At 46.2% G+C, this 14,129-nt stretch carries 9 protein-coding genes; 4 read left to right on the plus strand and 5 right to left on the minus strand.

The window, feature by feature from the left end; all coding sequences use genetic code 11:
• Nucleotides 1–169: 169 nt before the first annotated feature.
• On the minus strand, nucleotides 170–1,084 hold the full coding sequence (locus P5683_RS09025) for an alpha/beta hydrolase (protein ID WP_315639703.1): 915 nt from the start codon (nucleotides 1,082–1,084) through the stop codon (nucleotides 170–172).
• A 28-nt stretch (nucleotides 1,085–1,112) separates the two neighbouring features.
• Nucleotides 1,113–2,681: a hypothetical protein gene (locus P5683_RS09030; protein ID WP_035758717.1), complete on the minus strand. Its 1,569-nt coding sequence runs from the start codon at nucleotides 2,679–2,681 to the stop codon at nucleotides 1,113–1,115.
• Between the two features lie 588 nt (nucleotides 2,682–3,269).
• Here P5683_RS09030 and psaA point away from each other — a divergent pair.
• On the plus strand, nucleotides 3,270–5,525 hold the full coding sequence (psaA, locus tag P5683_RS09035; protein WP_006621388.1) for a photosystem I core protein PsaA: 2,256 nt from the start codon (nucleotides 3,270–3,272) through the stop codon (nucleotides 5,523–5,525).
• A gap of 80 nt (nucleotides 5,526–5,605) precedes the next feature.
• Nucleotides 5,606–7,831 (plus strand): photosystem I core protein PsaB, encoded by a 2,226-nt coding sequence (gene psaB / locus P5683_RS09040; protein WP_006670107.1) that lies wholly within the window; start codon nucleotides 5,606–5,608, stop codon nucleotides 7,829–7,831.
• An 84-nt stretch (nucleotides 7,832–7,915) separates the two neighbouring features.
• On the opposite strand, the gene P5683_RS09045 is transcribed toward psaB, so the two are convergent.
• Nucleotides 7,916–8,623 carry a riboflavin synthase gene (locus P5683_RS09045; RefSeq protein WP_006670106.1) on the minus strand — a complete coding sequence of 236 codons (708 nt, stop codon included), beginning with the start codon at nucleotides 8,621–8,623 and terminating at the stop codon, nucleotides 7,916–7,918.
• A 311-nt stretch (nucleotides 8,624–8,934) separates the two neighbouring features.
• Between P5683_RS09045 and P5683_RS09050 the strand changes: the two genes are divergently transcribed.
• Both P5683_RS09050 and P5683_RS09055 read left to right on the plus strand, forming a co-directional pair.
• Nucleotides 8,935–9,441: a bifunctional nuclease family protein gene (locus P5683_RS09050; RefSeq protein ID WP_006619830.1), complete on the plus strand. Its 507-nt coding sequence runs from the start codon at nucleotides 8,935–8,937 to the stop codon at nucleotides 9,439–9,441.
• Between the two features lie 8 nt (nucleotides 9,442–9,449).
• The gene (locus tag P5683_RS09055; RefSeq protein ID WP_006621384.1) at nucleotides 9,450–10,574 is read left to right on the plus strand and encodes an aldo/keto reductase; all 1,125 of its coding nucleotides are present in this window, start codon (nucleotides 9,450–9,452) and stop codon (nucleotides 10,572–10,574) included.
• 22 nt (nucleotides 10,575–10,596) lie between these two features.
• Here the strand turns inward: P5683_RS09055 and P5683_RS09060 are convergent, their stop codons facing one another.
• Both P5683_RS09060 and P5683_RS09065 read right to left on the minus strand, forming a co-directional pair.
• Entirely contained in the window at nucleotides 10,597–12,525 is a 1,929-nt protein-coding gene (locus tag P5683_RS09060; protein WP_315639700.1) for a hypothetical protein, read from the minus strand.
• An 83-nt stretch (nucleotides 12,526–12,608) separates the two neighbouring features.
• The gene (locus P5683_RS09065) at nucleotides 12,609–14,009 is read right to left on the minus strand and encodes an ABC transporter substrate-binding protein (protein WP_006670099.1); all 1,401 of its coding nucleotides are present in this window, start codon (nucleotides 14,007–14,009) and stop codon (nucleotides 12,609–12,611) included.
• Nucleotides 14,010–14,129: the final 120 nt, after the last annotated feature.

Consider the following 14,129-nt stretch of genomic DNA (forward strand, 5'->3'; position numbering starts at 1 on the left):
ACCATCGTGAATTGTGGTGATTAATGGCGGTCTAAATAAACCCGCCCCCAACCATCGTGAATTGTGGTGATTAATGGCGGTCTAAATAAACCCGCCCCCAACCATCGTGAATTGTGGTGATTAATGGCGGTCTAAATAAACCCGCCCCCAACTTATAGGGGTGGATGAATTAATTTATATTATTGACAAAATCATGGGTAACTTTGACAAAACTTTCGGTTTTTTCGTATGGTAAAACATTACGACCCGGAATTACTATAGACTTGGATTTTTTCCATCCTTTTTCGTAGAATTGCCCACGATTATCTACTGTTTCTGACTTCCCACTGCGACTAATACTAGAGGCTTTTTCGCCAAACACCACCAGGGTCGGCTGAGTCAAATTTGCCATGTCTTGGGTATAGTCTTGTCGCCAAAATCCTGCTAAAAATGAAAAGACTGCATAGCGACTTTTGGGGTCTTTTGAACCTATTGCTAACAGGTCTAACCATTCGCGATCAACATCTTTGGCTTCAGCAAATAATTGTTTAATTGAAAAAGACTGTAAAAACTGTTCCCGACAAGCATAATTCCAAAAGAGTCGCCCAGCTGGGGTATCAAAAAATAGGTTCCACAATAGACGCTGTTTAGTGGGTGATGAAGCCTCGGTCATGACTCGCCAAGCTGGGGGACCTGATAACACTATTCCCCGCACACTTTCTGGGTATGTTTTACTGAGGGCGATCGCCACTGGTAATAAAGCACCCTGTGCTACTAAAATCACTGGCTGCTTGATTACTGTTTCAATTAAACACTGTAGTTGTTCCGCCCAGTCTGTGGTTTGATAAGCTACTGCTGGTTTATCACTTTCCCCACACCCCAGCAGGTCTGGGCTATATATGGGGTTATTATATCCCTGCCATTTCTCACAAAATCTATACCAAAAACGCCGAGATAATCCTACTCCAATAGGATGGATTAATAGTAGGGGAATATCTGCGGATTTTTCGGAAGATGAGGGATGAAATTCATAGGCGCATTGATACCCACGCCATTGGTAGTATTCTATGGGTTTTTGAGTCGGTTGGGAATTACTCATAATCATGATAGTAAGTGATGTTTATGGCGGCGGTTTACTTGAAGCGATCGCTTGATTCGCTCTCGGTTACAGGTGCTTCCCTGGTTTCAGTTTCTGGTTGGTCTCGCACAATTTTAGGTAAGGCGGCTGGAGTCCCCGGTTTCGTTTCTATTTTAGTTAATCCGGGAATCTCAAAGCTGCTGAAAAAGTTTTTAATTTTCTCTAAAATTGGCGTTTCCGAGTCGTTATTGGAAGATTTGGGTAGTTCCAAGTTTTGCCCAAGTTTCTGTAATTGGTTTCCGGCTACTGGTTCGGAACTTTCTGATGTGGGATTTTCTGGGGGTAAAGGTTCCCTTGGGGCTACAGGTTCAGGTTCTGAGACTTCCTCTTCCTCAACTACAGGTTCAGGTTCTGAGACTTCCTCTTCCTCAACTATAGGTTCAGGTTCTGAGACTTCCTCTTCCTCAACTACAGGTTCAGGTTCTGATATTTCCTCTTCCTGTTCCTCAACTATAGGTTCAGGTTCTGATATTTCCTCTTCCTGTTCCTCAACTATAGGTTCGGGTTCTGAGACTTCCTCTTCCTCAACTATAGGTTCGGGTTCTGAGACTTCCTGTTCCTCAACTATAGGTTCAGGTTCTGATATTTCCTCAATTTCAGGAGAGGGGGCTAAAGTTGGACTGGTATAGTTCGCATCAACTAAACTTCTAGCTTGGGATAGGGATAATTGACCGCGAATCAGTTTAGATAGAGTATCTTGGTTTTTGGGGTCGTAGGTGAGAACTCTCGCGGTGTTGTTGTAGACGTTATTAAGGGGTTCTCCGAGTTCGCCTAAAAATTCCAGTTGTACCCAGTTTTTACCGGGTTGGAATCCTTTTAAATATATGGGTTCCCAGCGATCGATAATAAAACTTTCGCCGTTGACGGTGACGCGGATACGCCAATCGATGATTTCATCTTCTGGATCTTCCTGGGCGATTAAATGTAGGGGGGCGTTGTCTAAATAGAAGTCCAGCAAAATGGGTTCAGCACCATAGGTTCCTTGGGGACGGTTATAGGTAAGTAAGGGAAGGTTGGGATCTGGGTTGTTATTGGGGGTTTTGGTGTAAATGTGAAATGTGGCGATCGCGCTTGAACCATCATTTTTGAAACTTTCGCCCCAGGGATAGACCGCAAAAACTCGCAGGGTATGGGTTCCTGGTTTGAGGTCTGATAGGATAATCGGTTCCGTGGGATTGTAAATATCGCGATCGCTGTCGTTGTCAATAATTAAATGTAAGTGGGGACCATCACCTAGTTTTTCGTCTCGGAAGGTGGGGAAGTCCAAAACTTGTAGTTGGACTGTGACATTATTATCCTCTAGCAATTGGTCGGGTTGAGGACTAAGAATTTGGACTTGAGGTTGATAGCGATCGAGGGCTGGGTGTAATTTTTGAATGATATCTGGGGGTGATACTTCCGAAATACTCTGCTTAACAGTTTTCGCTGATGATGGAGTCTGGGTAATTGATGGATCGGTGGGTTCAGAGTCACCACACCCAGTCATCTGAAACGTGATTACTGCGACGAGTAAAATAGTCAGCAGTTTTTTGATGGGAGTCCACCAGAACTTGTTCACAGACACAATTAAATAAACTCCTAAAACCCAAATCGTGCAAAGAAACCGTATTGTATGCAACTATAGCCCAAAACAGATCCGATCCTTAATATATATGTCAAACACATATTGATAAAATGCTGATTATCCTTAACATTTTTATCTATGTCCAGGAGCTGCCATGATCCAGCGACTGGTCCCGCTACCAACTGTATATAAAAGTAGTTGATGGCAGCAAATTTTAAGTTTTGTAACGGTTCAATGCAGATCTTTACAGAGTTTTTCGGCTGATATGGGCTAAATCCAAGATTTTATAGGGGTTTTAGGAATTCTTAATTATTGTTACCGACTCCCCCATGTGACTCGGAAAGATGATATACAATTTACAGACAGCAGCAGCTGACGGCAGAATCAAAAACTGTTGTAGACAGCAGCTACAGTTGTCGTTATAATATGCCTTTAAATGCCCAAGGCAAAACTAAGGGTTTGTTGTTGCCCCCAACAAAGGTTAAGAACACTCTAAACTTTTGTGAAGGATGATGAAGGGGCTTAAAAATCCCGTTTCAGAATCTGCAACAATATTTTGTTATTTGTGATACGGAGAGGAGAGTCTAAATGACCATCAGTCCTCCAGAGCGGGAGGTAAAAGCCAAGGTCACGGTAGACAAAGACCCAACTCCTACCTCTTTTGAAAGGTGGGGAAAACCCGGTCATTTTCGCCGCGATCTTGCCAAAGGTCCAAGTACGACAACCTGGATTTGGAACCTGCACGCCGACGCTCACGACTTCGATAGTCATACCAGCGATTTAGAAGATATTTCGCGCAAAATCTTTAGCGCTCACTTCGGCCATCTGGCAGTAATCTTCATTTGGCTGAGTGGTGCATATTTCCACGGCGCGAAGTTTTCCAACTACGAGGCTTGGTTAACAAACCCAACAGGGATTAAACCGAGCGCACAAGTTGTATGGCCCATCTTTGGCCAAGAAATTTTGAATGCCGATGTAGGTGGTGGCTTCCAGGGCATCCAGATCACTTCTGGATTGTTCCAATTATGGCGAGCTTCCGGTATCACCAACGAGTTCCAACTCTACTGCACAGCGATCGGTGCATTGGTGATGGCGGGTCTAATGCTGTTCGCTGGTTGGTTCCACTACCATAAACGTGCTCCCAAACTGGAATGGTTCCAGAATGTGGAGTCGATGATGAACCATCACCTAGCTGGACTATTGGGCTTAGGCTGCTTGGGTTGGGCTGGACACCAAATTCATGTGTCTTTGCCAATTAACAAGCTGCTAGATGCCGGGGTGGCTCCTAAAGACATCCCCTTGCCCCATGAGTTCATTCTGAACTCCAGCTTGATGGCGGAACTGTATCCCAGCTTTAAGCAAGGACTAACCCCATTCTTCACTTTAAATTGGGGAGTTTACGCAGACTTCCTAACCTTTAAGGGTGGTTTAAATCCTCAGACTGGCGGTTTGTGGCTGTCCGATACAGCTCACCACCACCTAGCTCTAGCAGTTCTATTCATCATTGCCGGTCATATGTACCGGACGAACTGGGGTATTGGCCATAGCATGAAGGAATTATTAGAAGCTCACAAAGGCCCCTTCACTGGAGAAGGTCACAAAGGGCTCTATGAAATTCTGACAACTTCTTGGCACGCTCAACTAGCTATTAACTTAGCGATGTTGGGTTCCTTGAGCATCATTGTGGCTCACCACATGTATGCCATGCCTCCCTATCCCTATATCGCAACAGACTACCCCACTCAACTGTCTCTGTTCACTCACCATATGTGGATTGGAGCATTCTGTATTGTGGGTGCTGGTGCTCACGCTGCCATCTTTATGGTGCGGGATTACGATCCGGCTAAGAATGTTAACAACTTGCTAGACCGGGTAATCCGTCATCGGGATGCCATCATCTCTCATCTAAACTGGGTTTGTATCTTCCTGGGCTTCCATAGCTTTGGGCTGTACGTCCATAACGACACCATGCGTGCCTTTGGTCGTCCCCAAGATATGTTCTCTGACACAGGAATTCAACTGCAACCTATCTTTGCTCAGTGGGTGCAAAACCTGCACACCCTAGCACCGGGCAATACAGCCCCCAATGCCCTCGCCAGCGTTAGTCCTGCCTTTGGCGGTGATGTAATTGCTGTGGGTGGCAAGGTCGCAATGATGCCGATCGCATTGGGTACGGCGGACTTCATGGTTCACCACATCCATGCGTTCACCATTCACGTGACCGTTTTAATTCTGCTCAAAGGTGTTCTGTACTCCCGCAGTTCTCGCCTAATTCCCGATAAAAGCGAGTTGGGATTCCGCTTCCCCTGCGACGGCCCTGGTCGTGGCGGCACCTGCCAAGTATCTGGTTGGGACCATGTATTCCTTGGCTTGTTCTGGATGTATAACTCCCTGTCAATTGTGATTTTCCACTTCAGTTGGAAGATGCAGTCTGACGTTTGGGGAACCGTCGCCTCTGACGGCACGATTAGTCACATTACCAATGGCAATTTTGCCCAAAGTGCTATTACCATTAATGGATGGTTGCGTGATTTCTTGTGGGCGCAAGCCTCTCAGGTAATCAACTCCTATGGGTCAGCCCTTTCAGCCTACGGCTTGATGTTCTTGGCGGCTCACTTTGTCTGGGCTTTCAGCCTGATGTTCCTGTTCAGTGGCCGTGGCTACTGGCAAGAACTAATCGAGTCTATTGTTTGGGCACACAACAAGCTCAAAGTGGCTCCAGCCATCCAACCTCGCGCTCTGAGCATCATTCAGGGTCGTGCGGTGGGAGTAGCTCACTACCTTCTGGGGGGAATTGTCACCACCTGGGCATTCTTCCTCGCCCGCATCATCTCCGTAGGATGAGGGTTCTTCGCTCGGGAATCGGGGTAACTACCTCGATTTCCCAGGGCGGACTTAATGAGAACACCATTTAGTTAGGACTTATGGCAACGAAATTCCCAAAATTTAGCCAGGATTTGGCTCAAGATCCGACCACTCGTCGGATTTGGTACGGGATTGCCACAGCCCATGATTTTGAGACTCATGATGGAATGACCGAGGAGAATCTTTACCAAAAGATTTTTGCCTCTCACTTTGGACACATCGCCATCATTTTTCTCTGGACTTCTGGCAGCCTGTTCCACGTCGCTTGGCAAGGCAATTTTGAACAGTGGATCAAAGATCCCTTAAATGTACGTCCCATCGCTCACGCCATTTGGGACCCCCAATTTGGGCAACCCGCTGTTGACGCATTTACCCAAGCTGGCGCTTCTAACCCGGTTGATATCGCATACTCTGGTGTTTACCACTGGTGGTACACCATCGGGATGCGGACCAATGGAGACCTCTACCAAGGTTCTATCTTCCTGCTTTTACTGGCTGCAGTGTTCCTGTTTGCTGGTTGGTTGCACCTGCAACCCAAGTACCGCCCCAGTCTGTCCTGGTTCAAAAACGCTGAATCTCGTTTGAACCACCACTTGGCAGGTCTGTTCGGTGTTAGTTCCTTGGCTTGGACTGGTCACTTGGTTCACGTCGCTATCCCCGAATCTCGCGGACAGCACGTGGGTTGGGATAACTTCTTGAGCACTCTGCCTCACCCGGCGGGTTTGGCTCCCTTCTTTACTGGTAACTGGGGAGTTTACGCTCAGAATCCTGACACCGTTCGTCATGTGTTCGGTACTTCTGAAGGTGCAGGGACTGCAATTCTGACTTTCTTAGGTGGATTTCATCCCCAAACCGAGTCCCTGTGGCTGACCGATATGGCTCACCACCATCTGGCGATCGCAGTGATTTTCATCATTGCGGGTCATATGTACCGGACTAACTTCGGAATCGGTCACAGCATCAAAGAAATGTGCGATGCCAAAGACTTCTTTGGTCGTCGTCTCGAAGGTCCTTTTAATATGCCTCACCAAGGCATTTATGAGACCTATAACAACTCTCTCCACTTCCAGTTAGGATGGCACTTGGCTTGTCTGGGTGTAATCACCTCCCTGGTTGCCCAGCATATGTACTCCATTCCTCCTTATGCTTTCATTGCTAAGGACTACACCACGATGGCTGCTCTTTACACGCACCATCAGTACATTGCTGGCTTCTTAATGGTCGGTGCTTTTGCTCACGGCGCTATCTTCCTGGTTCGTGACTATGATCCTGAGCAAAACAAAGGTAACGTTTTAGCTCGCGTTTTGGATCACAAAGAGGCAATCATCTCTCACCTGAGCTGGGTGTCTCTGTTCCTCGGATTCCACACCTTAGGCATTTATGTCCATAACGATGTTGTGGTCGCCTTCGGTACTCCTGAAAAGCAAATCCTGATTGAGCCTGTGTTCGCTCAGTTCATTCAGGCTGCTCATGGTAAAGCGGTTTATGCAATGGATGTGCTGCTTTCCAATCCTGAAAGCATTGCCACCACTGCTTGGCCTAACTACGGTAACGTTTGGTTGCCTGGCTGGCTGGATGCCATCAACTCCGGCACTAACTCTCTGTTCCTAACCATCGGCCCTGGCGATTTCTTGGTTCACCATGCGATCGCTCTCGGTCTGCACACCACCACCCTGATTCTGGTCAAAGGTGCGTTGGATGCTCGTGGTTCCAAGCTGATGCCCGACAAAAAAGACTTCGGCTATGCCTTCCCTTGTGATGGCCCCGGCCGTGGCGGTACTTGCGACATCTCCGCTTGGGATTCCTTCTACCTAGCTATGTTCTGGATGCTCAACACCCTGGGCTGGTTAACCTTCTACTGGCACTGGAAGCACCTGGGTATCTGGCAAGGTAACGTTGCTCAGTTCAACGAATCTTCTACCTACTTGATGGGATGGTTCCGCGATTATCTGTGGTTGAACTCTTCCCAGTTAATCAATGGTTACAACCCCTTCGGAACTAACAACCTCTCTGTTTGGGCCTGGATGTTCCTGTTCGGACACTTGGTTTGGGCAACTGGTTTCATGTTCCTGATTTCCTGGCGTGGTTACTGGCAAGAACTCATCGAGACCATTGTTTGGGCTCATGAGCGCACTCCTTTGGCGAACCTGGTTCGCTGGAAAGATAAGCCAGTGGCTCTGTCCATCGTTCAAGCTCGCGTTGTTGGTTTAGCTCACTTCACGGTTGGCTATATCCTCACCTATGCAGCCTTCCTAATTGCCTCAACTGCTGGTAAGTTCGGTTAAACTGAACCCTAATGTTAGGTAATTAGTTGCAAGTCCTCCACCATTGGTGGGGGGCTTTTTTTTGACTAATAATTAATTGATGGACTAATTAAAACCATGTTCGCTGAGAAATTCTGGGGTAATTTCTGGGGTGGCTGTGAGAGATTGCTGATGATAAATATTCAGGGAATCGGTGGAATTTATACTGAGAAGTTTGGCGACATATTTACCCAAAATATCGGCTTCCAAGTTGACTAAACTACCAGTTTCCAAGGTGCAAAGATTAGTATTTTGGTAGGTGTGAGGGATAACAGCGACTGCAAACCAACGACTATGACGATCGCATTCGGAAATAGTCAGACTCACCCCATTAACAGCAATACTACCCTTAGCAACCAAATAGGGAGCAATCTGTTGATTCCACAGACCAGCATCACTGGGGGGAACAAAACGCATTTCCCAGGAATTCCCCACAGACACCGCCGCCTCGAGAGTGGCGATCGCATCAACATGACCCGTAACAAAATGTCCTCCCAACTTACTTCCCGCACGCAGGGAAGCCTCCAAATTCACATAACCATTTAAATTACTACCCAAAGTAGTCCGACCCAAAGTTTCCGGGGAAGCCTCCGCCACCAAGCCACGGGGCATAATTTCCACCACTGTTAGACAAACCCCATTAACCGCGACACTATCACCGATCGCCAAATCCCCCAAAATCAGATCAATTGCACCCACCTGACAATCGATCTGAAAACGCGATCGCCCCAAACTCTCAATCGTCCCCAAGGCCTGAATTAATCCGGTAAACATAACTTTTTTCCCGTATCAAGTGAACGTTAAACAAACAAAACCAATCACCGAGGTGGTAATTCCCATGACCACCAAAACCCCTAGCGATTACCTTCCCGGTAAGCTAGAATCCCCATTACACCTAGATTTTTAGGCTAACACCAGTTAATTATGCGGCATTGTTTGACCATATTCACATCCGGGCTGTCCACAATTTCGGAGCAATTGTCGTCAATTCGGGTAAAAATCAAGGCATACTGGAATTGCTGGATTCTTACTGGCGGGTCTAACCACTTGTTGTTTGTCTATCGTATTTTATCGAGGCTGAACCGATGATTGAAATGAAAGTCGCCGGAATTGCACTAGACGCTACCACACGCAGCCCTATTGTTTTACTCAGAGATGCGTCTGAGCGACGAGCCTTACCTATTTTTATCGGTCAGGATCAGGCTAAATCGATAATCGGCGCTTTGGAAAACCATCAACCCCCCCGACCCCTAACCCATGATTTATTTGTCAATCTCATGGAAACCTGGGATATGGTTTTAGAGCGGATTGTGATTCACTCCCTCCAAGACAATACATTTTATGCTGTCTTGATTGTACGTCAAGGGGAGAATCGTAAAGAAATTGATGCGCGTCCTTCTGATGCTATTTCCATTGCACTGCGTACCGATAGCCCCATCTGGGTCATGGAAGAAGTCATCGCTGATGCTTCTATCCCTGTTGATCGTGATGCTGACGAAGCCGAAAGACGCGCCTTTCGCGATTTTGTCGCTAACCTGAGTCCAGAAGAGTTGATTAGACGAGCCGATTTTCGCAAAGACGAAGCTCAATAACTAAAATCATGCGTTATCGACGCTTTGGTAAAACCAATTTATCCCTATCAGTATTTTCCCTGGGGACGATGCGCTATTTAGCATCCCCGGAAAATGCCCACCAAACCATAGAAAGGGCAGTTTCTATGGGAATTAACCATATAGAGACTGCCAAAGGTTATGGCAAAAGTGAGGAGTATCTGGGAGCGAGTTGGCTGGGTGGTCTACCTGTGGAGCGATCGCAGCTTTATATTACTACCAAGATCCCACCCATGTCTGATCCTGATGCTTTAGAAAAGGCGATCGATGATTCCCTAACTAGGCTGAATCTTGACTATCTCGATGGTTTGGCGATTCATGGTATTAATACCCCCGAACATCTCACGGAGGCGATCGCTGGTATTGTGGGTATTGACAGAGCCATTGCAGATGGACGGGTCAGACATCTGGGGTTCTCGACCCATGCTCCGGTTGAGGTGATTCTGGAAGCCATTAATAGCGATCGCTTTGAGTTTGTCAATCTCCATTATTACTATTTTTTCCAGCGCCATGCTCCCGCCATCACCCTAGCATCTCAAAAGGATATGGGGATTTTCATTATTTCCCCAGCCGATAAAGGGGGAAGACTCTACACCCCCCCAGCTAAGTTAACTCAGCTATGCGATCCATTTTCACCCCTGCACTTGAATTATCGATTCCTATTGAGCGATCGCCGCATTACTACCCTCAGTTTAGGAGCCGCTAACCCGCAAGAATTGGATTTACCGCTGCAAGTAGCCGATTCTGTAGAATCCCTCACGGAGTCGGAACAAAGCGCCCTCATGGCTCTGGAAACCGCCTTAGAGGAAACATTAGCAACCGATACCTGTAAACAGTGTTATGAATGTTTACCATGTCCTGAACTGATTAATATCCCGGAAGTCCTGAGATTGCGAAATTTGGCGATCGCCTACGATATGACGGAATTTGGTAAGTATCGCTATGGTATGTTTGAGAATGCCGGACATTGGTTTCCTGGACGTAGAGGCGATCGATGTACCGACTGCGGCGACTGTTTACCCCGCTGTCCTGAAAATTTAGATATTCCCCGTCTGTTGCGAGACACTCACCAACGACTGGGAGGATCTAAAGGGCGACGTTTGTGGGAATCTTAGGGAATATTGCAAACATCTGATTTTAGTCAAATTCATCTGGGAAGTTCGCCGGTTTTAGCGCCGGAGTGTCGGGGTCCGGTGGTGCGGATTCAACGTTATTGATTTTGGCTTGGTCTAAAAAGTCAATTAAAATATATTCTACTTCTTGGATAGTCTCATTATTTTTGAGTTCGGAACGTAACACATCTAAAAAACGGTTAACTAATCGCTGTTGCAATTCTTGCGCGATGGGATCTGGTTGTTTATTTTGTGAGGCATAATAGGATTTTAGTGGCTGCTGGGAGATAAGGGCGGCGATGCGTTTGACCAGATTATCACTCACCTGTTCAGGAAGTTTCCGAATCACCGGAATTTTCTGTAAACGGCGATAAATTCCTGATTGTTTAACAGACTGACTGACCTGATAATGAAGATAGGCTTCTAAGTCCTGTTGAATTTCTGGTAAAACATGACAAGCAGTAACTTTTAATAATTGTTGGCTAATTACTTTGACTTGACTCGGACTCTCTGGCTTGGTGATACTCATCGATTTTTGTTGAGATTTAAAAATCATTTTTCGCAGTTTTCCGCTGCTGACAGTTGCTTTGAGTTGGCTAATGCTTTGGTTAACTACTACCTGGATTAATTCATTCCCAAAACTAGCAATAACTTTGAGTTTAATTTGAGCCCTCAGTGTAGCCATATTAGGTAATTTGGCTCTTTCTAAGTGAATGATAACTGGAATTATCCGAATTAGGCGAATAACCCCAATCAGTAAAAATAGGTCATACCAGATCATCCTAATACATGGCCATAACCCTAGTTGGGGATGGCGACGACGAATAAAGGAGAGTTCCACGAGAAAAATCAGCCAAAAAACGATTACCCAAGGGAAATCAACTAGCCAAAAACGGTCGATAAATTCGCCATTTATTCCCAGGTGGCGGAAATACATCTGACGCATTAAACTAGCTATTTGACTGTCAAAAAAATCTAGTTCTGTTTCCCATCCTTTTTGGCTGAAGTTATCAAGACTCCAGAAGGTGCTAAAGGCTTCTCTTGAGGACTGCTCTACCCAAATAACTTCGGGTGCAAGGATACTTAACACCCTAATTGAATACAAAAATTTTAAGGTGGGTGTTAAGTGATTAGTCGTGGATGGATCGCTACTGTGGATATGTTCGACCATCCTATATTTGATATGAGTGATTAACCCTAAAGTGTTGTCAATTTGGGGGATATAACTGCGGTCTATCATCTCAGTGCTGAGTTGCTGAAGCTGCTGTAATAAGGGTTCAACTTGAGGGGATTCTAAACCCTCATATTCTAAGATGGCTTTCAGGTCTGCTACAATCATCAGATAGCTTTGGGAGGGTCGATAGGCTTCGACTCCCTTAATTATATCATAGCTTAATTGGGGTTCATATAGTGTAAATAGATGTCGTAAATTGATATTAAAAAATCTCAGGGAATTTTCCCAACCATTATCAGTGAAATATGCTCGACTCCAAAAGGTATTGATGGCTGTTTCTAGGTCATCGGTGTTGAGATGTTCCCGGAGTCGGTTATTAATAACTGCTAAAGTTCCGTGGGAGTCTTGAACCCGAAATGGTGGTTGTTTTATGAGAATTTCGATGCTAGATTGTCTAATTTCGGATAAGATAGGGTCAACTTGGGGAGAGTTTAAGCCTTCCTGTTCTAGGATGATCTGGAGATTATCTACGAGTTGTAAATATTGCCTTTGGGGAGTGTTAGATATTTGTTGGCGATAATCATCGATGCGTATATATAAATGGCGGTTTTTGAGGTAGATAAAGTCAAAAACTACTAAGCTGAGGTTGGCGAGAATTAAGATAGCGATCGCCCTATCAATGAATAGCCGAAAATGCGATCGCCAAACCTTTCTGTCGAGATCAGATTTTGGTCGGAACCCAGATAATGATAGAAAAGAAATCAGTTGGCGACCAAACAACCCCCATCTCCTTGTTTGTTATTGATGACTATGCCCAAACTATGCTATCAGTAAATTATACCGAAAAACGCACGGGGTTAACATCAAGGAAGTGGCACAAAATCATAACCCAATCCCGATCGCCTTCCGGGTTCAACCTTAACCAATTCTGCGGCTTGGTTGCGATCGCCAGAAGGTAAAAAACGGATATTTCCGCCACCCCCCTTAGGGGAAAAACCGGGTTCTGATAGTGTCCTTTGGACTCCCTGGCGGCTAGAATCTCCAGAAATACCAGCAATCAAGGCTTTAGTGGCATCATAAGCCATAGTAGTCCGCCAGTTAATATCACCACCCCATAACTGAGTCGCCGCGTCTGGAAACGCGGAATTAGTGTGGCTAAGAATATGCCAGGGAATAGCGACCACCATGCCTTCACTATCGCCTCCGACCTGTAAAACTTCAGGTCTGTAGAGACTATCTCCCCCCAACACAGGTAAGTTTCTAGCATTAACACGCACCACCTGTAAAGCCTGACTAACAGTTTCGGTATTAGCCAATAATACGATCGCCTCTGCACCCTGTCGCGTAGCTGATTCTACCGCATCAAAGCTATTAAAATTCCCCTCAGCCAGATTAATCTCTGCGACGACTGCGCCGCCATCTCCATATAAAGCGGTAGTAAACTCATCTTTGAGGGAACGACTATAACTACTATCCTGGTTATAAAAAATAGCCGCCTGGTTCAGATTCAGGGTATCTACCATATATTTAGTCAGGGTATTAGCGGTAAAGCGATCGCTGGGAACAGTCCGAAAAATGAAATTCCCCGCCCTAGATAACTGCATCGAGGTACTGGTGGGAGAAATCGCCACCAATTGACCCCTTTCATAAATGGGGGATGCAGCCAAAGTCACATCACTAGCAAAATGCCCCACGACTCCCAAAACCTGGTCATCTGCGACTAGAGACTGAGCCACTTGTTCAGCGACACTAGGGTTATTAGCATCATCAGCAATCAGCACCCGCAGGGGAACGCCGTTAATACCCCCGGCTTGGTTAACTTCATTTTGAGCCTGGGCTACTCCCCGCAGGATTTCCTGGGCTGCATTTTCTGCGGTAGTGATAGGAACAGAAACGGCTATTGTATGGGACTGTCCAGCACCAATGCGGGCATTATTGAGATAAATTAGGGCTTCTGGATCATTGCGATTTTGCTGTAGGGAGGCTTCCAACTGGGAAACAGCCCTAGAATAATCTCCGGCAGCGATCGCCTCAATTCCCTCTTGTTTAGCGGGGGAAGTTGTGCTGGCAACCAATAACTGTTGCCCACCACTAATCGCCCTAGGTCGGGAGTCATTCCTAGCTGTTGGGGAAGTCGGAGATGTTGTCATACCTGCCTCTGTTTGTGATTGCCACTGGGTAAAGGCAAAATACCCCACGGCTAATAATCCTCCGGTAAGCAGCAAGGCTACAATCAGAATGGCTGTTTCGTTCTTTTGAGACATGATCAAATCTGCTCTATAAAACTTAAACAAAACCGGACATAGCCGGATCTTGATGTTTATTTCTTGCTTCGTCCGGGACTGTCGGCAGCACCCCGTCCACAAGTGTAATCGTCTGAACCA

Source organism: Limnospira sp. PMC 1279.21 (genome assembly GCF_032349615.1).
Taxonomy (GTDB): Bacteria; Cyanobacteriota; Cyanobacteriia; order Cyanobacteriales; family Microcoleaceae; genus Limnospira; species Limnospira fusiformis.

Coding starts and splice junctions, on each gene's coding strand:
- P5683_RS09025 (WP_315639703.1), bottom strand. CDS start 1,084: ATGATTATGAGTAATTCCCAACCGACTCAAAAACCCATAGAATACTAC.
- psaA (WP_006621388.1), top strand. CDS start 3,270: ATGACCATCAGTCCTCCAGAGCGGGAGGTAAAAGCCAAGGTCACGGTA.
- psaB (WP_006670107.1), top strand. CDS start 5,606: ATGGCAACGAAATTCCCAAAATTTAGCCAGGATTTGGCTCAAGATCCG.
- P5683_RS09045 (WP_006670106.1), bottom strand. CDS start 8,623: ATGTTTACCGGATTAATTCAGGCCTTGGGGACGATTGAGAGTTTGGGG.
- P5683_RS09050 (WP_006619830.1), top strand. CDS start 8,935: ATGATTGAAATGAAAGTCGCCGGAATTGCACTAGACGCTACCACACGC.
- P5683_RS09055 (WP_006621384.1), top strand. CDS start 9,450: ATGCGTTATCGACGCTTTGGTAAAACCAATTTATCCCTATCAGTATTT.
- P5683_RS09065 (WP_006670099.1), bottom strand. CDS start 14,009: ATGTCTCAAAAGAACGAAACAGCCATTCTGATTGTAGCCTTGCTGCTT.